The organism is Caulobacter sp. SLTY (assembly GCF_009905535.1).
Lineage (GTDB): Bacteria > Pseudomonadota > Alphaproteobacteria > Caulobacterales > Caulobacteraceae > Caulobacter.
Genome location: NZ_JAAALA010000016.1, coordinates 13680 through 37642, shown reverse-complemented (window position 1 = coordinate 37642; position 23963 = coordinate 13680). Strand labels below are relative to the sequence as shown.

General features: G+C 68.0%; 17 protein-coding genes and 1 pseudogene. 12 read left to right on the top strand and 6 right to left on the bottom strand.

Features of this window, described 5'->3' with window-relative positions; genetic code table 11:
* Complete coding sequence (locus tag GVN21_RS10950) at positions 1 to 489, bottom strand: hypothetical protein (RefSeq protein WP_166574777.1); 489 nt, start codon at positions 487 to 489, stop codon at positions 1 to 3.
* A 553-nt stretch (positions 490 to 1042) separates the two neighbouring features.
* On the opposite strand from GVN21_RS10950, the pseudogene GVN21_RS20860 reads away from it, so the two are divergent.
* Positions 1043 to 1291: pseudogene (locus tag GVN21_RS20860) on the top strand (hypothetical protein); the annotation flags it as partial.
* 60 nt (positions 1292 to 1351) lie between these two features.
* On the opposite strand, the gene yghU reads toward GVN21_RS20860, so the two are convergent.
* Complete coding sequence (gene yghU / locus GVN21_RS10940) at positions 1352 to 2251, bottom strand: glutathione-dependent disulfide-bond oxidoreductase (protein WP_166574775.1); 900 nt, start codon at positions 2249 to 2251, stop codon at positions 1352 to 1354.
* A gap of 138 nt (positions 2252 to 2389) precedes the next feature.
* Here yghU and GVN21_RS10935 point away from each other — a divergent pair, with 138 nt between their 5' ends.
* Positions 2390 to 2818, top strand: coding sequence for an NUDIX hydrolase (locus GVN21_RS10935; protein WP_346764249.1), 429 nt, complete (start codon positions 2390 to 2392; stop codon positions 2816 to 2818).
* Here the strand turns inward: GVN21_RS10935 and GVN21_RS10930 are convergent.
* Positions 2792 to 4147 (bottom strand): sigma-54 dependent transcriptional regulator, encoded by a 1356-nt coding sequence (locus tag GVN21_RS10930; RefSeq protein ID WP_166574774.1) that lies wholly within the window; start codon positions 4145 to 4147, stop codon positions 2792 to 2794. The two genes, GVN21_RS10935 and GVN21_RS10930, sit on opposite strands and share 27 nt — an antisense overlap.
* Positions 4147 to 5958: an ATP-binding protein gene (locus GVN21_RS10925; RefSeq protein WP_166574773.1), complete on the bottom strand. Its 1812-nt coding sequence runs from the start codon at positions 5956 to 5958 to the stop codon at positions 4147 to 4149. The genes GVN21_RS10930 and GVN21_RS10925 overlap by 1 nt, the downstream gene beginning before the upstream one ends.
* A gap of 219 nt (positions 5959 to 6177) precedes the next feature.
* Between GVN21_RS10925 and GVN21_RS10920 the strand changes: the two genes are divergently transcribed.
* The 5 genes from GVN21_RS10920 (at position 6178) to GVN21_RS10900 (ending at position 13352) form a co-directional block, all read left to right on the top strand.
* Positions 6178 to 7533, top strand: coding sequence for a dicarboxylate/amino acid:cation symporter (locus GVN21_RS10920; protein ID WP_166574772.1), 1356 nt, complete (start codon positions 6178 to 6180; stop codon positions 7531 to 7533).
* A 31-nt stretch (positions 7534 to 7564) separates the two neighbouring features.
* Entirely contained in the window at positions 7565 to 10585 is a 3021-nt protein-coding gene (locus GVN21_RS10915; protein WP_205690030.1) for a TonB-dependent receptor, read from the top strand.
* Positions 10586 to 10596: 11 nt separating this feature from the next.
* Complete coding sequence (locus tag GVN21_RS10910) at positions 10597 to 11514, top strand: alpha/beta hydrolase (RefSeq protein ID WP_166574770.1); 918 nt, start codon at positions 10597 to 10599, stop codon at positions 11512 to 11514.
* Between the two features lie 230 nt (positions 11515 to 11744).
* Positions 11745 to 12575, top strand: a complete 831-nt coding sequence (locus tag GVN21_RS10905) for a flagellin (protein WP_166574769.1) — start codon at positions 11745 to 11747, stop codon at positions 12573 to 12575.
* A 90-nt stretch (positions 12576 to 12665) separates the two neighbouring features.
* Positions 12666 to 13352, top strand: a complete 687-nt coding sequence (locus GVN21_RS10900; protein ID WP_166574768.1) for an MgtC/SapB family protein — start codon at positions 12666 to 12668, stop codon at positions 13350 to 13352.
* 60 nt (positions 13353 to 13412) lie between these two features.
* Here GVN21_RS10900 and GVN21_RS10895 read toward each other — a convergent pair whose 3' ends face one another.
* The gene (locus GVN21_RS10895) at positions 13413 to 16676 is read right to left on the bottom strand and encodes an autotransporter domain-containing protein (protein ID WP_166574767.1); all 3264 of its coding nucleotides are present in this window, start codon (positions 16674 to 16676) and stop codon (positions 13413 to 13415) included.
* Positions 16677 to 16936: 260 nt separating this feature from the next.
* Positions 16937 to 18019, bottom strand: coding sequence for a TIGR03032 family protein (locus GVN21_RS10890; protein ID WP_166574766.1), 1083 nt, complete (start codon positions 18017 to 18019; stop codon positions 16937 to 16939).
* A gap of 296 nt (positions 18020 to 18315) precedes the next feature.
* On the opposite strand from GVN21_RS10890, the gene GVN21_RS10885 reads away from it, so the two are divergent.
* The 5 genes from GVN21_RS10885 (at position 18316) to GVN21_RS10865 (ending at position 23948) form a co-directional block, all read left to right on the top strand.
* Positions 18316 to 19146, top strand: coding sequence for a flagellin (locus GVN21_RS10885; protein WP_166574765.1), 831 nt, complete (start codon positions 18316 to 18318; stop codon positions 19144 to 19146).
* A gap of 126 nt (positions 19147 to 19272) precedes the next feature.
* Entirely contained in the window at positions 19273 to 19557 is a 285-nt protein-coding gene (locus GVN21_RS20855; RefSeq protein ID WP_166574746.1) for a flagellar protein FlaG, read from the top strand.
* Positions 19558 to 19734: 177 nt separating this feature from the next.
* The gene (locus tag GVN21_RS10875) at positions 19735 to 20571 is read left to right on the top strand and encodes a flagellin (protein WP_166574764.1); all 837 of its coding nucleotides are present in this window, start codon (positions 19735 to 19737) and stop codon (positions 20569 to 20571) included.
* A gap of 20 nt (positions 20572 to 20591) precedes the next feature.
* The gene (locus tag GVN21_RS10870; protein WP_166574763.1) at positions 20592 to 21146 is read left to right on the top strand and encodes a GNAT family N-acetyltransferase; all 555 of its coding nucleotides are present in this window, start codon (positions 20592 to 20594) and stop codon (positions 21144 to 21146) included.
* A gap of 66 nt (positions 21147 to 21212) precedes the next feature.
* A complete protein-coding gene (locus GVN21_RS10865) occupies positions 21213 to 23948 on the top strand; it encodes a hypothetical protein (RefSeq protein ID WP_346764248.1) in 2736 nt (911 codons plus the stop codon).
* Positions 23949 to 23963: the final 15 nt, after the last annotated feature.

Below are 23963 nucleotides of genomic sequence, written 5' to 3'. Positions count from 1 at the left end.
CTAGAGCGGCGTAAAGCTGGCGATCGCCTGCGGGGGCAGGGCGTTCGGCATGCTCGGCTCCTGGGTGATCACCATCGTGCACAACCAGCCGTTCCGGTAGAACACCCGGACCCAGCCGCGGTTTGCGCCGTTCTTGAACTCGGCGTCTCGCCCCTGCACGCCGCCGACCCGGATGGTTTTCCGGGCGGTCTCGACGTTGCCATTCGCGCTTGTCCCGGCGGCGATGCTGCGGTCCAGGGCGCCGGTCAGCTGCTCTTCCGTCAGGGTTACCCCGAACTTCACGGCCGTGACGAGGTACCAGCCCTCGGCGCTCACCATCTCATACTGGACCTGCGGATTGCTGCCGGCGCTGGGGTCCGAGCTGCCGCGCGTTACCTTCGCCTCGCCCGGCAGGCGCACCGTAAACCCCGCCTCGGTATCCCGCACCGTCGACCAGGTCGCTGCCAGAGCCGGGGCAGCCACAGCCAGCGCCACGACTGCTGCCATCATCCAGGATCTCATCTCGAACTTCCTCCGCCTCGCCCTCACGGGAAGCCAATCACAGCCGGAACGGCGTGGGAAGGCCCGTCGCACCGTTCAACCGGGGGGTTGGTTCCCTCACAACCCCGTCAGTCAGAGTTTACCTGTATGGGAGCCGACATTCGAAACCTCCTGGCCCGTCGCGCCTTTCCACCGCCGCAAGCGCCGCATCCCGCAGCGCGCCATTGGAAAGGATCGCCCCATGAGGCTCATGCTTCCCCTCGTCGCGGCGTCGGCTATGGCCGCCGTTGCCGCGCCCGCCTTCGCCGCTCCCTGGCAGAACATCAACGCCCGCCAAGCCGAGCTGGACCGCCGGATCGACGCCGGCGTCAACCAAGGTGACCTGACCCGGGTCGAGGCGCGCCGCCTTCGCGCCGAGTTCAACGAGCTGGTTCGTCTGGAGGCCAAGTATCGCCGCGGCGATGGCCTGCAGGCCTGGGAGCGGGTTGATCTCGACCGTCGCTTCACCGTGCTGAGCGCGCGGGTCCGTTGGGATCGCAACGACGGCCAGGATCGCGGCTGGCAGAACATCAACCAGCGGCAGCGTAATCTCGACATGCGGATCGACAGAGGCGTCCGCAACGGCACCCTGACGCGTGCAGAGGCAGTCCGGCTTCGCGGCGAGTTCCAGTCGCTAGCGCGGTTGGAAGACCAGTACCGCCGCACGGGCGGGCTGCAGGCTTGGGAGCGGAACGACCTCGACCGGCGCTTCGACACCTTGAGCGCCCGCATCCGCTATGAGCGGACCGACGGGGACGGCCGCCGCTGGTAGGCTGCTGATCAGCAACGAGGAAGGGGAGCGGCTCGGCCGCTCCCTTTTTTTTCGTATTGGTCAGTCGGGCTTGTTCAGCTTGTCCGCGGTCTTGGTCTCGAAGTCGGACGCGTCGTGGCGTTCCCAAAGCTGGGTGGAGGGCTCGCCGAAGACACGGTTGACCATGCGACCGCGTTTGACGGCGGGGCGCTGGCCGATCTGGTCGGTCCAGCGCTGGACGTGCTTGTAATCCTGAACCGAAAGAAACTCACCGGCCTCATAGACCAGCCCCTTCGCCAAGGAGCCGTACCAGGGCCAGACGGCCATGTCGGCGATCGTGTAGTCGGGACCCGCCAGGTACTCGCTTTCCGCCAGGCGACGGTCGAGCACGTCGAGCTGCCGTTTCACCTCCATAGCGAAGCGGTCGATGGCGTATTCGATGCGGAACGGGGCGTAGGCATAGAAGTGGCCGAAACCGCCGCCGAGATAGGGAGCCGAGCCCATCTGCCACATCAGCCAGGAGATCGTCTCGGCGCGGGCCGCCGGATCGGTGGGCAGGAATTCGCCGAACTTCTCGGCCAGGTGCATCAGGATGGCGCCGGACTCAAAGACTCGGATGGGTTTGGCCGGGTCGCTGTGGTCGACCAGGGCCGGGATCTTGGAGTTGGGGTTGGCGGCGACGAAGCCGCTGCCGAACTGGTCGCCCTCGTTGATCTTGATCAGCCAGGCGTCGTACTCGGCGCCGCTGTGGCCGAGCGCCAGCAGCTCCTCCAGCATCACCGTAACCTTGATCCCGTTGGGGGTGGCCAGGCTGTACAGCTGCATCGGGTGCTTGCCCACGCGCAGCTCCTTGTCGTGGGTGGGGCCGGCGATCGGGCGGTTGATATTGGCGAAACGGCCGCCGCTGCCCTTGGTCCAGGTCCAGACCTTGGCGGGGACGTAGCCCTCGGGGTGATTGGCGGGAGGGGCTTCGTCGGTCATGGCGGATCCTCGTTGGGGTCGGTCTTTAATTGGGATGCTAACCGCAACATTGCCAGTGGCGAAGAGGTCATCCGGCGGCCCTGGCGGATTGGTCCGGGGACTGACAATCACCGGCGCTTGAGATAGGGTCCGCGCCCCGTGCCGCAGCCCCCATCGCCCCGTCCCGCGCATCAGATCGGCGCCCTGCCCTGGCGGCGAGGGGCCGACGGGCTTGAGATGTTGCTGGTCACCAGCCGCGAGACCCGTCGCTGGGTGATCCCCAAGGGCTGGCCGATGACCGGCCTGAGCGATCCGGAAGCGGCCGCCACCGAGGCCTGGGAAGAGGCGGGGGTGAAGGGGCTGATCGCCACGGCGCCCATCGGCGGCTTCACCTATGACAAGCGGCTCAAGGACGGGGCGCTGCGGGCCTGCCGGGTGAAGGTCTATCCGCTGGAGGTGACGGCGCACCGCGACGACTGGCCAGAAGCCAGCGAGCGCGACCGGCGCTGGATGCCGCGGGCCGAGGCGGCTGAAGCGGTGCAGGAGCCGGAACTCAGTCGCCTACTCCTGGCCTTCGACCCGGCCTGAGCGATAGCGGGCGATGTCGATGCCGTGGCGGCGCAGCTTCTCGTAGAAGGTGCGGCGGGGGAGATCGAGCAGTCGCAGGGCGGCCTGAACGTCGCCGCCATGGCCCTCCAGCGCCTCTCTCAGCAACTGCGCCTCGAAGGCCTCGACGCGCTTTGCGAGGCCCGGGCCGCCGTGGGTCGGGGGGGCGGGTAACGGCTCCTCGATGCCAAGGGTGACGCGTTCAGCGTAGTGGCTGAGCTCGCGGACATTGCCAGGCCAGTCGTGCTCTATCAGCCGGCGGCGCACCGGATCGGTCAGGGCCGGCGGCTCGCGACGGAACTTCGCAGCGGCCTGGGCCAGGAAATGGCCGAACAGCAGGGGGATGTCGTCCCGCCGCTCGCGCAGCGGCGGGATCGACAGCCGCACGACGTTGAGCCGGTAGTAGAGGTCAGCGCGGAACGCCCCGTTGGCGGCCAGGTCAGCCAGGTCCGCCTTGCTGGCGGCCACCACCCGCAGGTCCACCGGCCGGGCTGTGCTGGAGCCCAGCGGGGTGATCTCCCGCTCCTCCAGAACCCGTAGCAAGCGCCCCTGCACGGCCAGCGGCATGCTCTCGATCTCGTCGAGGAACAGGGTCCCGCGATCGGCGGACTCGACATGGCCACGCCGGCGCATCGCCCCGCTGAAGGCGCCGGTCTCGTGGCCGAACAGCTCGCTCTCGACCATGGCCTCGGGCAGGGCGGCGCAATTCACCGCGACGAACGGATGCGGCCGGCGGCGGCTCCAGCGGTGCAGGGCCTGGGCGGCTAGCTCCTTGCCGACCCCGGTCTCGCCCTCCAACAGGACATCAACGCCGGCCTCGGCGATCTGGCGCAGGGTGGCGCGCAGGCGCTGCATGGCGGGGGTCTCGCCGATCAGGGCCTGGTCGGCCTCTATGCGGCCGCTGGCGGCCATCAGCCGGCGGTTGTCGAGCACCAGCCGCCGCTTCTCCAGCGCCCGGCGGACGCTGGCCACCAGCCGTTCGGCCGGGAACGGCTTGGCGACGAAGTCGTAGGCGCCCTCGCGCATGGCCTCCACCGCCTGGGGCACGTCGCCGTGGCCGGTGATCAGGATGACCGGCAGGTCGGGGTCGAGGTCCTTCAGCCGGGCGAACAGCTGGCGGCCGTCCATGCCGGGCATGCGGATGTCGCTGACCACCACGCCCGGGAAGCCGGCATCCACCCGAGCCAACGCCGCCTCCGCCCCCTCGAAGGCCAGGACCTCCAGCCCGGCCAGCTTGAGGCTCTGGCTGTGGGCGGCGCGCAGGTCGGGGTCGTCATCGACGAAGGCGACCAGGGTCAGGTCCTCGAACATCAGGTCGCGCGCTTGAGCGTGATGACAAACCGGGCCCCGCCCTCCGGCGCGGTTCCGCCGCTGAGCTCCCCGCCGAACTCGGCGACGATATCGCGGGAAATCACCAAGCCCAGGCCGAGCCCCTTGGCCTTGGTGGTGGTGAAGGGGGTGAACAGGCCTTCGGCGGCCTCGGGCGTCAGGCCCGGACCGTTGTCGGCGACCACGATGCGGACGGCGCGGCGGTCGCCCTCGACCGTGATGGCGATACGGGGATCGGGCTGGTCGCCCAGGGCCTCGGCCGCGTTCTGCAGCAGGTTGACCAGCACCTGTTCCAGCCGCATCCGGTCGGCCTGGACCAGAACCGCGTCGGTGTCGCCAAGCCGCTCCAGGGCCACCCCCTGCTGGCGCAGCCGGGCGCCGACCAGCAGTAGGGCGCCGCCGATGGCCTCCTCCACCACCACGGCGGCGGCAGGGCCGGTCGACTTGCGCGAAAAGGCGCGCAGTTCGTCGGTGATCAGCCCGATGCGCTCGGTCAGCCCGCCGATGACGCCCAGGTTCTCGCGCGCCGCTTCGGGCTGATCGCGGTCGAGGAAGGTGGCGGCGTTGTCGGCATAGGCGCGGATAGCGGCGACCGGCTGATTGATCTCATGGGCCACGCCGGCGGCGATCTGGCCCAGCGTAGCCAGCTTGTTGGCCTGGATCAGGTCGTCCTGCACCCGCTGCAGATGGCTCTCGGCGCGGCGGCGTTCCTCCATCTCGCGGGTCAGTTTCTGGTTGGCGCCGCTGAGCTCGCGGGTGCGGGCGGCGACACGGGCCTCCAGCTCGGCGCGGGCGGCGATCTCGGCGGCCTCGCGGCTGGCCGCCCGTTGGCGCCGGCGCAGCAGCAGGGCGGCCAGGGCCACCAGGGCGAGGGTCAGCAGCAGGGTCAGCGCCCGCGCCGCCGTCTCCGCTGCCCGCAGCGGCCGGTCGGCGGCGGTCAGCACATGCAGGGTCCAGCCCGGGGAGGCGGCCGGGGTGTCGGCCGCCAGGAACCGCTGCGGCGCGTCCGAGCTGGGGGCGACCCCGATCCGCTCCTTGGGATGGTCGGGATCGGGGGTCAGGGGCAGGGGCGCCAGGCTCTCGGCGCCGAACTGCAGGCTGGCGCGCAGCGGGGCCCGCTCGGCCTCCGGCATCGGCTGCAGCGTGCGGAACCGCCAATCCGGCACGGAGGTGACCAGGACGATGCCGTGCGGATCGGTGACAAAGGCCGGTTCGCCCGAGCCCCGCCATTCGCCTTCCAGCGCGTCGAACTCGACCTTGACCACAACCACCCCCAGGGGCGCCTCGGCGGGCCCCACCCGGCGGCCGAGGAACAGGCCCGGCCGGCCGCTGACGGTGCCGAGGGCGAAGTGTTCGGACGAGCCGGTCTTCAGGCTCTCGGCGTAGTAGGGGCGGAAGTTGTAGTTGGAGCCGACGAAACTGGTCGGCAGGCGCCAGTTGCTGGCCGCCAGGGTCAGGCCCTTGGCATCGAGGATATAGATCACCGCCGCCCGCGTCTGCACGCTGAGCGCCTCCAGCTTTCGGCTCAGCGCCGCGAGGGCGGCCGGGTCGCGGCCGGCGAGGGCGTGGCCCACATCTGCGTCGGCGGCCAGGACGAAGGGCAGGGAGCGGTGCTTCTCCAGCTCGCTCCGCAGCACCGCCGCGTGCAGGGCCGCCGCCGCGTCGGCCTGGCGGGCAAGGTCGGCGCGGGCGGCGTCGGCGGCCAACTCGCCGGCCGTCCAGGTGGCGGCCCCAACGAGCACGGCGCTGGCCAGGGCGAAGGGGCCCCAGCGTTTGAGGACGGATTCGGCCAAGGCTCACTCCGTGGGCGACTTGAGCGGACTATTGCACATATCCGCCATGACGTGTGCGGATTTTTGCTCGTTGTTTTTCATGGCTTAGCCTGTTGATGAGAAAATTCAACACCTTAGGCGAACCGTTGTTATCCTTGTCGCCATCGCGCCCGATGATCGAAAGTTCAACTCGGCGTTCCCGCAGAGGCGCGCCGCGGGACGACGCACACCAGGACGACCATGATCCGCCAACCCGACGTGATCGAGCACGCCCAAGGCGACGCGCCCAAGCGCAAGGGGCTGCACCGCCAGCTCTATGTCCAGGTCCTGGTCGCCATCACGGCCGGCGCCCTGATCGGCCACTTCTGGCCGGAAGTCGGCGAAAGCCTGAAGCCCCTGGGCGACGCCTTCATCAAGCTGGTGAAGATGATCATCGCCCCGGTGATCTTCCTGACCGTGGTCACCGGCATCGCCGGCATGCGCGAGCTGGACAAGGTCGGCGGCGTGGCCGCCAAGGCGTTCGGCTACTTTCTGGCGGTTTCCAGCTTCGCCCTGCTGGTCGGGCTGGTGGTGGCAAATGTGGTTCAGCCCGGCGCCGGGATGAACATCGACCCGGCCACCCTCGACAACGCCGCCGTGCAGGGCTACGTCGCCAAGGCCCACGACCAGAGCATTGTCGGCTTCCTGCTGAACATCATTCCCAACACCGTGGTCGGCGCGTTTGCCGACGGCGAAATCCTGCAGGTCCTGTTCTTCGCCATCCCCTTCGGAATCTCCCTGGCCCTGATCGGTGAGCGCGGAGAGCCGGTGCTGACCGTGCTGGAGTCGGCTGCGGAAGCCTTCTTCAAGCTGGTGGCCATTTTCATGAAAGCCGCCCCGATCGGCGCCTTCGGGGCCTTCGCCTTCACCATCGGCAAGTACGGCATCGAGTCGGTGGCCAACCTGGCCGGGCTGGTGATCACCTTCTACGCCACCTCGGCCCTGTTCGTGGTGCTGGTGCTGGGCGCCATCGCGGCCCTGACCGGGTTTTCGATCTTCAAGCTGCTCCGGTACCTGAAGGAGGAGCTGTTCCTGGTGCTCGGCACCAGCAGCTCCGAAGCCGCCCTGCCTAGCCTGATGCAGAAGATGGAGGCGGCGGGCTGTCCGAAGTCCATCGTCGGGCTGGTCGTGCCGACCGGCTACAGCTTCAATCTCGACGGCACCAACATCTACATGACCCTGGCGGCGCTGTTCATCGCCCAGGCCGTCGGCATCGACCTGACCTTGGAGCAGCAGCTGCTGCTGCTCGGCGTGGCCATGCTCAGCTCAAAAGGGGCCGCGGGCGTCACCGGGGCCGGCTTCATCACCCTGGCGGCGACTCTGTCCGTTGTGCCGACCGTGCCGGTCGCGGGCCTGGCGCTCATCCTCGGCATCGACCGGTTCATGAGCGAGTGCCGGGCCCTGACCAACTTCATCGGCAACGCCGTGGCGACCATCGTGGTCTCGCGCTGGGAGGGCCGGCTCGATCGCGACGCCCTCGGCCGGGCCCTTAGCAAACACCCGCCGCAAACACCTGAACCCGAGGACTTGGCCCCTGCCGAGACCCCGGCCGACTGACAACCAAGAAGACTTCCAAGGGGGAATGACCATGAAGACCCGCAGCTTCCGCCAAGCCCTGACCGCCGGCGCCGCCCTTGGCGTCCTCGTCCTGGCCACGCCGGCCCTGGCCCAGCCGGCGGCAGAGCCCGCGCCGGAAGGCGATGTTTCGGAAGTCGTGGTCACCGGCTCGCGCATCGCCGGGGCGGGCGAGACCGGCGCCATCGCGGTCTCCACGGTCGGCGAGGACCAGATCGACGCGGCCGGCGCCGACACCACCGGCGAGATTATGGCCAACATCCCCCAGGCCGGCGGCATGGAGTTCAACGAGACCAGCGATGGTCCCAACTCGGCCCGCGGCGACGTGGCCACCATCAACCTGCGGGGCCTGGGCGCCGGCAACACCCTGGTGCTGCTCAACGGCCGCCGGATGACCCCCTTCGCCCGCAGCCAGGACGTCGATGAGTCCCCGCGCCAGGTGGTCAACGTCAACGAAATCCCGGCCGGCGCCATCGAGCGGATCGAGGTGCTGCGCGACGGCGCCTCGGCCCTCTACGGCGCCGACGCCACCGCCGGGGTGGTCAACACCATCCTCAAGACCGACTACGAGGGCCTGCGGCTCACCTCGCGCTACGGCGGCTCCGAGGGCACGCAGATGCGCCAGTTCTCGGTGGATATCGCCGGCGGCCTGACCTTCAACGACGACCGCACCAACGTGATCGTGGTGGCCAGCTGGTTCACCCGCAACGGACTGCTGGCCAGTGAGCGGGACTACAGCTCCAGCGTCGACACCCGCCGCTTCCTGCCGCCCAACTGGGCCGGCGACACCCAGTTCCGCAACACCTCCAACCTCAGCCCCTGGGGCACCTACCAGGCCGGCGCGGTCAACGCCCAGGGCCTGTTCGTCGGCCAGCGGGTGCGGCTGGGCAGCCCGAACGTGACCAACACCAGCGGGGTATTCCACATCCAGCCGGTCGGCGACGCCGGCACCACGGCGGTGACCGCCAACCCAACAATCGGCCTGGACGACGGCATCCAGAACAGCTCGCTGTTCTATGATTTCAACGACGTGCGCCAGGTGACCCCCGACGTCGATCGCCTGACGCTGTTCAGCCAGGTCACCCACGACCTGGGCAATGGCGTGGAGGCCTTCGGCGAGCTCAGCTTCTATGACGCCGACACCTATTCCGAACGCGCGGCCCAGCCGATCGACGACAGCCTCGCCTACATCATCGTGCCCAAGCAGAACTACTGGAATCCCTTCGGTCCGGTGGGCAGCCCAAACCGCATTGCCGGCATCACCACGGGCACGGTCACGCCTGTCCCGGCCGCCGGCCTGGACGTGCTGATCACCCAGTACCGTCCCCTCGACCAGGGCCCACGCGAGATCACCACCGAGTCGCAATCCTATCGCCTGGTCGCCGGTCTGCGCGGGCAGTGGGGCGACTGGGACTGGGAGACCGGCTTCTTCTACCACCGGGCAGACACCACCGACGTCGAGGGCAACACCATGTCCAAGACCCTGTTCGCCCAGCAGCTCGCCCTGACCACCCCCGACGCCTACAACGTCTTCGGCGGCCCGAACGGCAACAGCCAGGCGGCGCTGGACGCGGTTCGCATCAAGTCGACCAACAAGGGCGCCACCTCGCTCACCGGTCTCGACTTCCGCATCTCCACGCCGGACCTGTGGGAGCTGCCGGCCGGCGGCGTCGGCGCGGCCTTCGGGGCCGACTTCCGCCGCGAATGGTACATGGACGACCGCGACGCCCGGCTGGACGGCACCATCCGCTTCGGCGACGGCCTGGGCGGCAACCGCTCCGACATCGTGGGCGTCAGCCCCACCGACGACTCCGACGCCGACCGCAAGGTCTTCGCCCTGTTCGGCGAGGTGCTGATCCCGCTGGTCAGCCCGGAGATGAACGTGCCGCTGGTCCACCGCCTGGACATGCAGCTGGCCGCCCGCGCCGAGAGCTTCTCCGACACCGGCGAGTTCGTGGTGAAGCCGAAGATCGCCGGCAGCTGGTATCCCGCCGAATGGACCTATCTGCGCGCCGCCTATGCCGAGGGCTTCCGCGCCCCCAATCTGGTGCAGCTCTATCGCGGCGACATCAGCCGCCTGAACCTCGGCCAGGAAGACTTCTGGCGCTCCGACGTCACCCTGCTGGCCGATGACACCGGCGTCGGCTACCGGCGCTCGGTCCGGCAGGCCAACCCCGACCTGGAGTCCGAAGAGACCACCACCAAGGTGCTCGGCTGGGTGATCAAGCCGCCCCGCACCCCGGTGGGCCAGTTCCAGTTCAGCGTCGACTGGTGGGCTTTCCACCAGGAGAACGTCATCGACAACTTCGGGGTCGAGGAGGCGCTGGCCCTCGACTTCCTGCTGCGCAAGCAGGGCAGTTCCAACCTCAACGTCATCCGCAAGGCGATCACCCCGGACGACGTCGCCGCCTTCGCCGCCTGGAACGCCGCCAACCCCACCGACCAGCGGGCGCCGGCCGGGGCGGTCGACTATGTTATCGACAGCTTCCTTAACCTCGACCCGCGCGATGTCGAGGGCCTGGACTTCGCCGTCTCCTGGCGTGGCCCGCGCACGGGCTTCGGCCGCTTCGGCTTCGAGGCCGAGGCCAGCCACATCCTGCGGTACGATCAGGAGCGCAAATCGCTGGAGCCGCTGCTCAACGACCCGATCCTCGGCCCTAACTTCACCGCCCAGCAGGTCGACCGCATCAAGCTGAACGGCAATCCCGAATGGCGCGCCTCCGGCACGCTGACCTGGCGGATGGAGAATTGGGGCGCTGGCCTGGGCTTCCGCTATGTTGGGGAGTTCTACGACACCAGCGCCACCAATGACGTCACCGGCGACTTCTGGAAGGTCGACGAGTGGCTGACCTGGAACCTGTACGCCGACTACCGCTTCAAGACCCCCATGCTGGACGGCGTGCGACTGCGCGTCGGCGCCAACAACATCGAGGACAAGGACCCGCCGCTGGCCGACGAGGGCGCCGGCTACTATCCCGAGTATCACGACAACCGCGGGCGCTTCATCTACGCCCAGATCCGTCTCGACTTCTAAGGGCCTCCCCCATGACCCTGACCCGCCGCACCCTCTCCCTCGCCACGCTCGGCCTGCCCATGCTGGCCGGAACAGCCTGGGGGAGGGGGGCGGGGTTTTCAGAGCCCGTCGGGGACTATCTGTTCGACGCCTGGGCCGGCGAGCCGCTGCGGGTGTTCTACGCCGGCCCCGATGCCATCGGCCCCGACACCCCGATCGTCTTCGTCATCCACGGAGTCCAGCGCGACGCCGATGTCTATCGGGACCAGTGGAAGGATTTGGCCGCGGCCGGCGGCTTCCTCGTCCTCTGCCCGCAGTTCGACAAAACCGCCTTCCCCAAGGAGTCGGACTTCAGCCAGGGCCGGGTGCTGGGTCCCGACGACACGCCACTGCCCCGTGACCGCTGGAGCTTCTCGGCCATCGAGCCGATGTTCGACGACATCGTCCGCCGCCTGGGATCGACCCAGACGACCTACCGCTTCTACGGCCATTCCGGCGGCTCGCAGTTCGTCCACCGCTGTCTGTTCCTGACCCCCAAGGCCCGCGCCGGCCGTGTGGTGATGGCCAACGCCGGCTGGTACACCATGCCCGATCCCGCCCAGGCTTGGCCTTATGGCTTGAAAGGCCTGCCGCCCGGCGCCGCCGACCTGGCCGCCGCCTTTGCCCGCCCTTCGACGGTTCTCCTCGGCGAGGCCGACAACGACCCGAACCACCGCTCCCTGCGCCACACCCCGGAAGCCGACGCGCAGGGGATGCACCGCTTCGCCCGAGGCCACCGCTTCTTCCGCGCCTGCCGCGACCGGGCGAAGGCGATGGGCGTCCCCTTCAGATGGACGCTGGCCTACGTGCCCGGCGCCGATCACCAGAACCGGCTGATGGCGCCCGAGGCCGCCCGCCTGCTGGCCGGTCAGCCCCCGGCCCATCCCGGCGACCCTGCCCGAACCTTCTAGGCTAGCTCCCCAATCTGAGCGCGACCAACCCTGCCCGGTCCGCCGGGCAGGACCTGCCCAGTGCGACGGAATGACCGCTCGTCCGCGACCGGCAGTTTCCGATTAACCAAACAATTTCAACGGGGTTTCGCGCGCGCGCGAGTGGCGCGGCCCTTGCCATGCGTGTGACGGGCCAGAAGGCCCACCGGCCGAAAGCGCCGGATCTCCCTGCCAGAATGGAAGGACTACCGATGGCTTTGTCGGTGAATACCAACGTGGGAGCGATGGTTGCGCTCCAAAATCTTAACGCGACGAACATGGAGCTCGACAAGACTCAGAGCCGCATCAACACCGGCAAGAAGGTTGCGAACGCCAAGGACAACGGCGCCATCTGGGCTATCGCTCAGGGCCAGCGCGCGACGTCCGGGGCGCTCAATGCCGTCAAGGACTCGCTCAATCGTGGTTCCTCCGCGATCGACGTGGCCATCGCCGGCGGCGAATCGGTCTCCGACCTCCTGTTGCAGATGAAGGAGAAAGCCCTCGCGGCGTCGGACACCAGTCTCGACTCCGCAAGCCGCACCGCGCTGAACGAGGACTTCAAGGCCCTGCGTGATCAGATCAGCAAGGCCGTCGCCAACGCCGACTTCAATGGGGTCAACCTCATCAAGAGCGGCGCCACGGCGATCGCGGCCCTCGCCAACGCGGATGGTTCCTCCAAGCTGACCGTGGCCGCAGAAGTCATGGCGCTGGGCGGATCGATCGTCACTGTCGCTGCGACCGGCACCATTGGTACGGTCACCACGGCGGCGGCGATGGTCACCACGGTGAACACCTCCATCTCCAACACCAGCGCGGCTCTCGCGCGCCTCGGCACCAAGTCCAAGGCCTACGAGATGCACAGCGCCTTCATCGGCAAGCTGCAAGACAGCATCGATGCGGGCGTCGGCAATCTGGTGGATGCGGATCTGGCCAAGGAAAGCGCCAGGCTCCAGGCTCTGCAGACCAAGCAGCAGCTGGGGGTCCAGGCCCTGTCCATCGCCAATCAGACCCCGCAGACCATCACCTCGCTGTTCCGTAGCTAGCGTCGCGACGCCGGGCGGCCCTTTCGACAAGGGGTCGCCCGGCAGACCTTTTTGGCGGAACCCACCGCCTTCAAGGCCGGTTCACCATCGATGGACTGGCTCGACCCCCACATCCTCTGGCCGATCTTCGGCTCGGTCGTCGCCGGGGCGGTGATCGGTTTCGAGCGGGAATACCGCTCCAGCCCCGCGGGGTTTCGCACCCATATTCTGGTCTCGCTGTCGTCAGCCCTGCTGATGCTGGCCGCCGTGCATCAGATCCGCTGGCTGACCGACACGCCCCACGAGATCATCCGCATCGACCCCGTACGCATGGCTCACGGCATCCTGACCGGGATCGGCTTCCTGGGGGCCGGGGTGATCTTCCGGCAAGGGTTCAACATCCGCGGCCTGACCACGGCGGCGTCCCTGTGGATCACCTCGTCGCTGGGCATCCTGTTCGGGGTCGGCTTCTATGCCTTGGCCGTAATCGGCACGGTGGCGACAGTGGCGGTGCTGGCCGCCGTTGGCCTCACTGAATCCCGGCTCCCTCAGCGATCCTTTGTCGATGTGGTGGTCCGCTTTCGTCGCGGCGCGGGCGTGGGCATCGAGCGCTACCGGGCTGCGCTTGCCGCAGAGGGGCTGAAGCCCGGTCCGATCAGCGTGGAGCTCGACGAGGAGGCGGCAAGCTTCAGCGCCTCGGTCGAGAAGTTCACCGAGCGCCAGGCAGCAGCCCTGGCGGCCGCCCTGTCCGCCGATCCCGAGGTGCTCGGCCTCAAGGTGCTTCCGCACGAGCGATAAGCAAAAACCCCGCGCCGGTTGCCCGGCGCGGGGTCGTTGCTGAACGACTGTTGAGGTCGTTTAGAACTGGACGCGGAAGCCGACCTTGGCGGTCGTGCCGCTGATGTCGTCGTTCCAGCGGTAGCCGGCGTTGACGAAGGCGGTCAGGCCGCCGTCGCTGAAGACGTTCAGCTGACCACCGACATCGCCCCAGGCGCCACCGAAGTCGTCCTGCACGATCAGGGGCGTGCCGGTGTTGTTCACCGTCGTTCCCTCATCACCCTCGAACTCGTTCCAGTAGCGGCCGTAGACGCTGGGCTGGACCTGGAAGCCGGCCATCTGGAACGTCATGCCGGTCCGCAGGCCGATGCTGGCGCGCAGGCTGTCGATGTCGTCGAACTCCACCGAACCACCGGGGATGTCCATGTCGTCGAAGCTGGTGCTGGCCCAGGAAACGGTCGCCATCGGTTCGACGAAGGCCGTCTCGCCGAAGCCGAAGCGCCAGCCGGTTTCCAGCTGCACACCCCAGGTATCGACGCTGCCGGCCTCGGCGAAGGTCACGCCGGGGGTAAGGTTGCCGACCGAGTAGTCGGCGTCCAGCCAATTCCCGGAGATGTTGCCGTCGACGTAGAAGCCGCTCGCGCTGACGTAGGAGCCGTAGATCCCGGCGGTCATGCCGCTGAGGCTCAGCAGCGAGCCGCTTTCGTTGAACTTCACGTCGGAGTCGACGTAGCCGACGCTCCCGCCGACCAGCCAGCCCGAACCTTCACCGGCGTTGCCGATCAGGTCCATGCCCGCGACCAGCCCGGCGGTGTTCTGCTCATAGCCGGTGTCGAAGGTGAAGGTGGTCGTGCCGGAGGTGAAGGAGGCGCTCTCCTCCCGCTCCATCTTGTCGCCGAACATCCGCACCCAGCCACCGCCACGGTCGCCGGAGTCCAGGGAGACCCGCAGGTCCGCCTGGCGGTCGAACCAGGTTCCGGTGGTCAGGTGCCAGATTTCGCTGGCCGCCGAACCGAACTGGACGAACTCGAACGCTTCGGCGTCCGGTGCGCTGACCAGGCCCACCTGACCGGCGCCCAGCGGCGCCAGACGGTAGAAGAAGAAGCCGGTGTCCAGGGCCCCGGCGCCGCCGCGGGTGACGTAGCCCGTGCTGGCGGTATCCAGGGTGAAGGCGCCGGACGCGATGGAACCGGTCGGGCCGGCATCGACCAGCACGATCCCGGCGGTGTTCAGGCCGCCCGGTCCGGTGTTGGTGTTGTTGATGCGGATCCGGTTGGTCCCGGTGACCGAGCCGCCCGGAATGCTGAGGCAGTCGGCGGTGACCGCGGCGGCGCAGTTGGCCTGGGCCGTGACGCCCAGGTTGGCGTCCATGAACAGGGTCCCGGTCCCCGAACCGACGAAGCTCGTGCCGCCGGTGGTGGCGGTCATCACGATGCGGTCGTTGGTCTGGCCGTCCGAGCTGGTGCCGGTCAGGCTGCCGAAGAAGATCGAACCGGAGTTGTTGAAGGTCTCCAGCCCGCTCAGCGTCAGGGTCGAGGCGCCCGTGGTCTCACCGGCGACCAGTCGGCCGGTGTTGGTGAAGACATCGCGCGGAGCCACGCCGGAGTCGCCGGCGAAATCCAGCGTCGCCGTGCCCGAGGAGGCGATCAGGCCGCCATTGGTCACCAGGTCGTTGCCGCCGCTGAGGGTGGAGGTCCCGGTGAAGTGCCAGTTGCCGGCGCCGCTGAGGTTGATCTGCGCCCGGTCGGTCCCGGTCAGGGCCGCGAAGTTCACTCGCCCGTCGATGCGGCCGGTGTTGTTCACATTGACGCTGCCGCCGCCGCCCTGGATGGCCAGGTCGGCCGCCGCGCCCGCCACCGTGGCGTTGGTGGAGCGGATGGTCCCGGCGTTGTTGATCGAGGTGATGTTGCCGGCCAGGGTCTGGACCTGCACCGCCGCGTTGGCGCCACTGGTTCCGGGAGCCCGGACCACGGAGCCCGCGCCGATGTTGATCAGGCCGTTGCCGGCCCCCGTCACCGTGCTGTTGATGGCGTTGGTGTTGGCGGTCACGGCGCCGACGGTCGTAATGGTGACGCCGGTCTGGCCGCTGGCCAGGATGCCGACGCTGCCGGTCCCCGTGGCGTTGACGGCGCCGTTGGTAGTGACCGTGACGGTGGACAGATCGCTGACCGCCTCGATGGCGTTGCTGTTCGCACCGCTGGTGGTGATCGCGGCGCTGGTGATGCTCACCGTGCCCTGCGAGCCCACGTCGATGCCGTCGCTTTCCGCGCCGGTGGTGGTGATCGCACCGCTGGCCACAATCGTCGTGTTGCCGGCAATGCCGCCAACGCCGCCGACGAAGATGCCGTCAGCGTAGAGGCCGCTGGTGGTGATGGCGCCCGAATTGATGGTCACCGCACCGGTGGTGTAGGCCGAAATGCCCTTGCCGCCACCCAGCAGGCCGCCCGCCTGGGTCACGGTGACCGAGCCGGTGGTGATGCTGATCGACGAGCCGCCGGTGTTGATGGCGTAGACGCCCCAAGCATATCCGCCGGTCGCCGAAGCGGTGATCGGACCGGTCTGGTTGACCACGATCGCGCCCGGGCTGCTGGCATAGACGCCGATGGCGAAGTTGCCGGCGGTGGCGTTAACCGCGCCCGTACCGGTCACGTTGACCGTGCCGCCTGTCACAGAGACACCGTAAGCGTTGTTGCCGGCGCCGGTGTTGGTGGCGTTGACCGTGGCGCCGCCCAGATTGACGACCGCCGCGTCGGCCGGACCGGCCGCGACAACCACGCCATTGCCGGCCTGTCCGGTCACCGTGCCGTTCGACAGGACGACCGACACGTTCCCCGCGCCGCTGATCGCCACCAGGCCGTTGGTCGAGCCGGTGATCGACATGGCCGTATCGCCGGTGTCGACGTCGGTCAGGTCGATGGTGATGTCGCTGTCGGGGCTGAGCACCGTCACGCCGTTGCCGGCGGTGTTCACGACGGTCAGGTCACCCGTGCCAGCCGAGCCGGCCGGACCCAGGGTGCGGATCAGGGTGATGTTGTCGCCCAGCAGTCCGTTCACCTGAACGCCGCCCGTGGTCGTGACAACCGCTCCTGCCGCGGTCTCGTCGAACGCCAGCGTCAGGTCGCCCGCGGTGATCGGGTAGACGATTCCGGTCGGGTAGGTCCCCGGCGCGCAGACGAGAACGTCATCGGCCAGGCCGTTGGCGGCGGGATCGCCGCATTCGTCGGCCGCCAGGGCCGAGGAGGGCGCGAGGCTGACAGCCCCCGCGCCGATGATGGCGCCTACGGCGACCAGAGAGGAGGAGGCGAGCAGGCCGATACGCCGCCGCAGCCGGGTGGAGTCAAACATTTAGGGAAGCCCTCACAGCACAATAACTGAGCGCCGTATGGCCATAGTTTGAACAGGGCCGTCAACAATATTCGCCACAATCGTAAAATAAAGCAACAACAGAATATTTGTAATATGAACACAAATACCAGCCGGCTACGCAGTGTAGCCGACTGTGTCGGGTCTGCGACACAAGAGGCAACTCTCTTGTTCGCTCGCCCATAACTGACGCCACGCCTGGTTGTTCCCTAGTCAGGAAAAATTTTCTTGGAAGCTTGTGTTCACGCAGGCGCCAGCGGCCCGAATTCCGGATCGAAGGTGATCATCGTCTGCATGTCCGGCGAATCGATTCCCACAGCCATCGGGCACGCCACACCCGGCAAGGCGGCGATATCGAAGAGTTCGGTGATGGCGCCTTCAAGGCGGATCCACTCGACCGTGTCGCCGGTGCGCGTGTCGATGATGAAGACCCCGCACCACGGATCGCTGTCCTTGGCGGAGAGGGTGTCGGCCAGGTCCAGGCCGGTGAAGGTTCCCTCGTGGCGTGGCAGTGAGACGGTCACCATCGCAAACGGCCCGTGGAAGGCCAGGCCGCGCAGGAATCCGGGGCAGAAGGCGACATTCTCCGTTGCGCCGGTCTGGCGGTCGATCCGGATCAGGTAGCCCCGGCCGGAGTCGAGCGCCCAGAGCTGGCCGTCATGAATGCGCGGACTGTGCGGCATCGACAGCTGGTCGGTAACGATGCGGTCGGTACGCACATCGATCACCACCCCGCCCTCGTGCCGGCGGCTACGCCAACCGGTCAGTACGTCGCTGCGGCTGACGGCGCTGACGTAGGCGGGGGCCTCGTCCTCCATGGCCAGCCCGTTGAGGTGGCAGCGATCCTCCGGCGCCAGACGGGAGATGAAGCTGGGCTTCCACAGCGGCTGAAAGCCATGCACCGGGCTGACGGTCGCCAGGCAGCTGTACTTGGTGTTGACGAACACCAGCCGTCCGCCCCGGTCGACGGCGACCTCGTGGATATCGACATCGCCCACCGTCTGGGCGTTGCGCGGCACGAACAGCCGGTCGTGGTGATCATTGGCCAGCTGGGCCGGCCCCAGTACGTTTTCCAAGCGCCAGATCTGGTGCAACGCGCCCAGATACAGCCGGCCGGGACGGGCGTGCACGCCCATCGCGCGCTGAAAATTCTGCTGGTGGAAAGACACCACCCCCGCCGGTGTGGTCCCGACCAGGAAAAGCTGGCCGGTCTGGTAGGAGGTGAAGGCGAGGCTGCATCGGTTCTGCAGCATCCACCCGGCCAGGCCGCGTGACACCGACAGGGCGGTGGGTAGGGGCGGCGGCATCGACATACTGTTACTCATCCTGGTGCGACCTGCGGCCGCAGGCTGTGCCGCCCGCCGCGCGCGCTGTCAACGCACGGCGCCGCTGGTGCGTTTCTGCCCACCTACACCCGGCAAAATTTGCCCGCCGTGCATGGGGCTCGGCAAGATCTGCCGACCGGCGGCATGCCTAACACACCTATAACGCCGTAAAATCAAACGCTTAGAGCTTTTCCCTGCGACGGGCTCGGTGGCCCGCCGCTTGCAGCCAAACGACCCGAGCAAAATGCTCCCGGCTGTCAAAACGACGTCGGACACCTTGAATAGGAACTATCGTCATGGCGCTGAACAGCGTTAACACGAACTCGGGCGCTATGGTCGCCCTGCAAAACCTCAATGCCACGAACCGTGAGCTGGACACTGTCCAGAGCCGGATCAACACTGGCAAGAAGGTTGCTTCGGCCAAGGACAACGGCGCGGTTTTCGCCATCGCCCAAGGCCAGCGCGCCACTTCCAACGCCCTGAACGCCGTCAAGGACTCGCTGCAACGCGGGATCTCGGTGGTCGACGTGGCCATCGCCGGTGGTGAGTCGGTTTCCGACCTGCTGTCGCAGATGAAGGAAAAGGCTCTGGCGGCCGCCGACACCTCGCTGGACACCGCGAGCCGGACTGCTCTGAACGAAGACTTCAAGGCCCTGCGCGACCAGATCGGCAAGGCCGTCTCGAACGCCGACTTCAACGGCGCCAACATGATCAAGGCCAGCGGCACCACCATCGCCGCGCTCGCCAACGCCGACGGCTCCTCGAAGCTGACGGTTGCGGCTCAGTCCCTGGCCCTCGGCGGCTCTAACGTGACGGTCACCGCGACCACCTCGTTCTCCACCGCCACCACCGCCGCCACGGCGCTGGGCCTGGTCAACGCCTCGATCACCAACGTCTCCGCCGCCCTGGCCAAGCTGGGCACCGGTTCGAAGGCGCTGGAGGCGCATGCCAGCTTCATCGGCAAGCTGCAGGACAGCCTGGACGCTGGCGTGGGCAACCTCGTCGACGCCGACCTGGCCAAGGAAAGCGCGCGCCTGCAGGCGCTGCAAACCAAGCAACAGCTCGGTGTGCAGGCCCTGTCGATCGCCAACTCCTCGGCTTCGTCGCTGCTGGGTCTGTTCCGCTAAACGGCTCCATGGGCGGGGGCGGGCGTCTCGGCGCTCGCCCCCAACCATGCGCGTTCGCCCGGGACGTAAACCTCGGGCGCTTTGGCAGGAGACGCCGATCCGCAAGGACCTGGCGATTTGGGAGAGATGAGCAACAGCATAGGTTCAATTCGACAGGTTCCCGAGCCCGTCGCGGCGATGATCGCCCGGCCGGTCGAACCCACCGCTGAAACCGTCGGCCCGGCCCGCCAGGGTCAGACCGCCGACCTTCGCCTGGTGATCGAGGAAGACGAGGCCACCGGCGCCTTCGTCTACAAGACCCTCGACCGCCGCACCGGCGAAGTGGTCCAGCAGCTGCCCCGCGAAAGCGTCCTGAAGGCGATGACTTCAGACGACTACAACCCGGGCATGGTGGTCGACACGCGGGACTGACGACATCCGGCCGAGGCGCCGATTCGAACACTTTAACCGACGTCGCCCCTCGCGACGGCGGCCATCATGGTTTCTGCGGCGTTAACCATACGCACACCATCGCCCCCTTAGCCTGTCAGGGAACAGGCGGCCGAATCGGCGGACGCCGCGCGTCGAAGACGCACCGGGAGGCGGTCCATGACCATCGGCGTCCATACCAATCAGTCGGCCCTGATTGCCCTGCAGAACCTCAACAAGACCAACGACAACCTGGAGAGCGTCCAGGGTCGCATCTCGACGGGGTTGAAGGTTCAGGGCGCCAAGGACAACGCCTCCGTCTGGGGCATCGCCCAGGCGCAGCGCGCCGATATCGGCGCCCTGTCGGCGGTCAAGATGAGCCTCGACCGCGCGACCTCGATCTCCGACGTGGCGCTCACCGCCGGTGAGTCGGTCTCGGACCTGCTCAACACCCTGAAGGAAAAGGTCACCGCGGCGATGGACCCGTCCATCGACACCCAGGCCCGCACGGCGCTGGACGCCGACTTCAAGGCCACGCTGAAGCAGATCACCCAGGCCCTGACCAACGCCAACTTCGACGGCGCGAACCTGCTGAACGGCTCGCTGACCACCAACATCCGCTTCCTGGCCAACGCCGACGCGAATGCCTACATCACCCTGTCAGTGAAGAACATGTCGCTGGGTGGCTCGATCCTGACCGTCGCCGGCACCGCGTCGATCTCGACCGCCACCCTGGCCACCAGCGTGATGAGCCAGATCAACGCCTCGATCGCCAACGTCAACCAGGCGCTCGGCGACCTCGGCGCGCAGTCCAAGCAGATCCAGGCGCACAACACCTTCATCTCCAAGCTGACCGATGTGCTGAACAGCGGCATCGGCAACCTGGTCGACGCCGACCTGGCCAAGGAAAGCGCCCGACTTCAGGCCTTGCAGGTGCAGCAGCAGCTCGGCGCCCAGGCCTTGTCGATCGCCAACCAGGCGCCGCAAATCGTGCTGAGCCTGTTCCAAGGCGGCTAAAGCTGAATTAGACCGGCCGCATGATCAGCCTTCGCGACCTGGAGCCCGGCGACGAGGAGCAGCTTTACCGCTGGCGCCAGGACCCGCTGGTCGACCGCTGGATGTCCGACGCCGCCGTGCCCGACCGCGGGGCTCACCAGCGCTGGTTCGTCGATCTGCTGGCCGGCGCCGACGGCCGTGGCTGGATGATCCTCCGCGACGGCGCCCCGGCCGGGCTGATGACCCTGACGGGTCTGGCCAGCCACCATCGCCGCGCCAGCTGGAACTGGTTCATCGGTGATCCGGCGTCCCGGGGCCGTGGGGTCGGCCGCGCCGCCCAGGTGCTGGGTCTGGACAAGGCCTTCTGCGAAATGGGCCTCGACAAGGTCTGGGCCGAGGTCATGGCCCACAACGACAACGCTCTGAAGATGATGACCGCCGCAGGGTTCGTCCGAGAAGGCTACCTGCGGGATCACGCTCTGAAGAGCGGTGAGCGCCGCGACGTCGTCCTGCTTGGCATCCTGGCCCCCGATTGGTCCGGCCGCCGTGAGCGGGCTCGCGGCGACCTGGTCCAGGCGCGGCTGATCGCCGCTTAACCCCCTGTAAGGCTCGGGCGCGCGATACTCCGCGCGCGGACGCCTGTCCGCGTCGTTGGACCACCCGTGGCGATCACCCTCGATACCTCCGTTCTCCTGGGCTACTACCAGGCGCGAACCGGCCAGGCGTCCAGCCTGTCGACGGGGTCCACCGGCACGGGCAAGACCAAGTATGCCCCCACCGCCCCCTGGGCGACCACCTCGGTGGCGCCGCGGGCCAGCGCCCTGGTCGAGTCGGTCATGATGGGGCGGCGGTTCATCGACGAGAACGCGGCGGTGCTCGACCTGCCGGGGTCCAGCGCCGACTACAAGAAGCTGTTTTCCCTGTTCCAGGGGCTGAACGCTCTCACGGGGCTCGCCGAACGCATGAGCGAGCGCGGCGTCACCGACGCCGAGAAGAGTAAGATCCAGAAGGTGTTCGCCAAGGGCTTGGCCGAGACCACGGCCTATGCCGACAGCCTGAAGCTGGAGCAGCTTCGCCTGACCCGCGGCGAGGCGATGACCTCCGACAAGTCCAAGGTCGGCATCCCGCGCGCCGACTACAGCTACACCACCGCAACCCTGCACACCGGAACCTCGACCGAGGCCGTGGCGGCCTTCGGCGGGGCGGTGCAGTTCGACATCCAGGTCAAGAAACTCAACACCACCCAGACGATCAGCATCGACCTGTCGGAGATGGGCGCGACCACCCGCTCGATGAGCAATGTGAACGCCTTCATCAACGGCAAGCTGTCGGCCGCCGGGGTGGCCACCAAGTTCCAGGTCAGCCGCACGGCTGGCGAGACCAAGACCGTGCAGACCGGCGGCACCACGGTCACCCTGCCGGCCACCGGCGACAAGTACGCGTTCAAGGTGGTTGGGGACTCGGTCGAGACCGTCACCTTCGCCGCCTCGACGGCCAAGCCGGCGGTCTATGTTGCGACCACGGCGGGCAACCCCGACCCCGACAAGGACAGCAAGACCAAGGACGCGGTCTATGCGTCCAGCCTGACCAAGACCGAGGCCGGGACCGGCGGCGGGGTTGGAACCAAGGTCTTCTCCAACGGCCTGGAAAAGACCATCTCCGCGGTGAAGGCGCAGGAGATCGGTCCCGACGGCTCGGTCTACATGCTGGCCGAGGTGTCGGGCGACATCGACGGTCAGGCGATCAAGTCCGGCGAGGACGTCGCCCTTTTGAAATACGACTCCCAGGGCAAGCTGATGTTCGCCCGCACCCTGGGCGCCGTCGGCGAGACCACCGCCAACGCCCTGGCCGTCTCGGCCGATGGCAAGGTGGCCATCGCCGGCTCCATCACCGGCCAGCTTGAAGGGGCGTCCAACGGCCCGATCAACTCCGGCCCCACCTCGAAGCTGACCGACAGCTTCGTGACCCTGTTCGACGCCAAGGGCGACGAGACCTGGACCAGCCGTCGCGGCGCCCTGCAGGACGACGAGGCCACCGCAGTGGCCTTCGGCGCCGACGGCACGGTCTATGTGGGCGGCAAGGCCAAGTCCTCGATGCCGGGCACGACCGGCGGGCTGGGCGGCTGGGACGGCTACCTCACCGCCCTGACCACCGACGCCAAGGGCGCGCCCAAGACCCTGTTCACCGAGGCGATCGGCGGGGCGGGCAACGAGGCGGTCAGCGACCTGGTGGTCAACGGGAACCAGGTGATCGTCGGCTCGATGGAGGACAACAAGGCGGTCCTGCGCAGCTTCGACGTCACCGGCGGCGTCGCCGCGGCCGGGGCCACCCGTAACCTCGGCGACCTGATGGGCGGGACCCTGGCCGGGATGAAGATCGACGGCGGCGAACTCTATATCGGCGGCTCGACCCGCAACGGGGCCCTGGCCCTGGGGACGCCGACCCGGGCCTACAGCGCCGGCATGGACGGCTTCGCCGCCCGCCTGTCGACCGACCTGTCCAGCACCGCCTCCGACGCCCTGGCCTACTACGGCGGGGCCAACGAAGACACAGTCACCGGAATAGCCGTGGCCGGCGGCAAGGTCTGGCTGACCGGCCTGGCCGGCGAGGGCATGCCCGACGGCGCCGAGCCCATCGGCAAGCAGGACGGCTACATCGTCGAGCTGGACGTGGCGGCCGGGACCTTCGGCTCTGCCCAGCGGATCACCGGCAAGGACGGCTACGTCACCCCAACCGCCATTGCAGTCGACGCCACCGGCGCCACGGCCCTCGACCGCCTCGGCCTGCCCAAGGGGACGCTGGCCTATACCGACAGCCAGATGATCACCTCGGCCACCTCAGCCCGGGCCGGCGACAGCTTCCAGATCCGCACCCGCGAGGGCGGCGCCCTGTCCACCGTCACCCTGGCGGCCAACGACACGCTGGAAACCCTGATGGCCAAGGTCAAGCGCGCCGCCGGCTTCCGCGCCAAGGTCGAGATCGTCAGCGAAACCGGCTTCCGCCGCCTGAAGATCACCCCGGCCAACGAAAACGCCCAAGTCGAGATCCTGCCCGGCAAGAACGGCAAGGACATGCTGGAATCCATCGGCCTGGCCGAGGGGGTGGTGCGGCTGACCAAGGTCAACGACGCCGGCCGCACGGTCAGCGCCAATGGCGGCGGCAACGTCTACGGCCTGAACCTGGCCGGGGACATCAACCTGGCCAGCGAGGATGCGGTCCGCAACGCCCAGTTGGTGCTGTCCAAGGCGATGAGCTCCATCCGCACCGCCTACAGGGACCTGGAAACCGCCGCCAAGCCGGCCTCCGTGACCAATGCCAGCGCCAGCGGCCCGGTCCCCGAGTACCTGAGCAACCAGTTGGCCAACTATCAGGCCGCCCTGCAGCGTCTGGGCGGATAACGCCGCTCGCCTGCA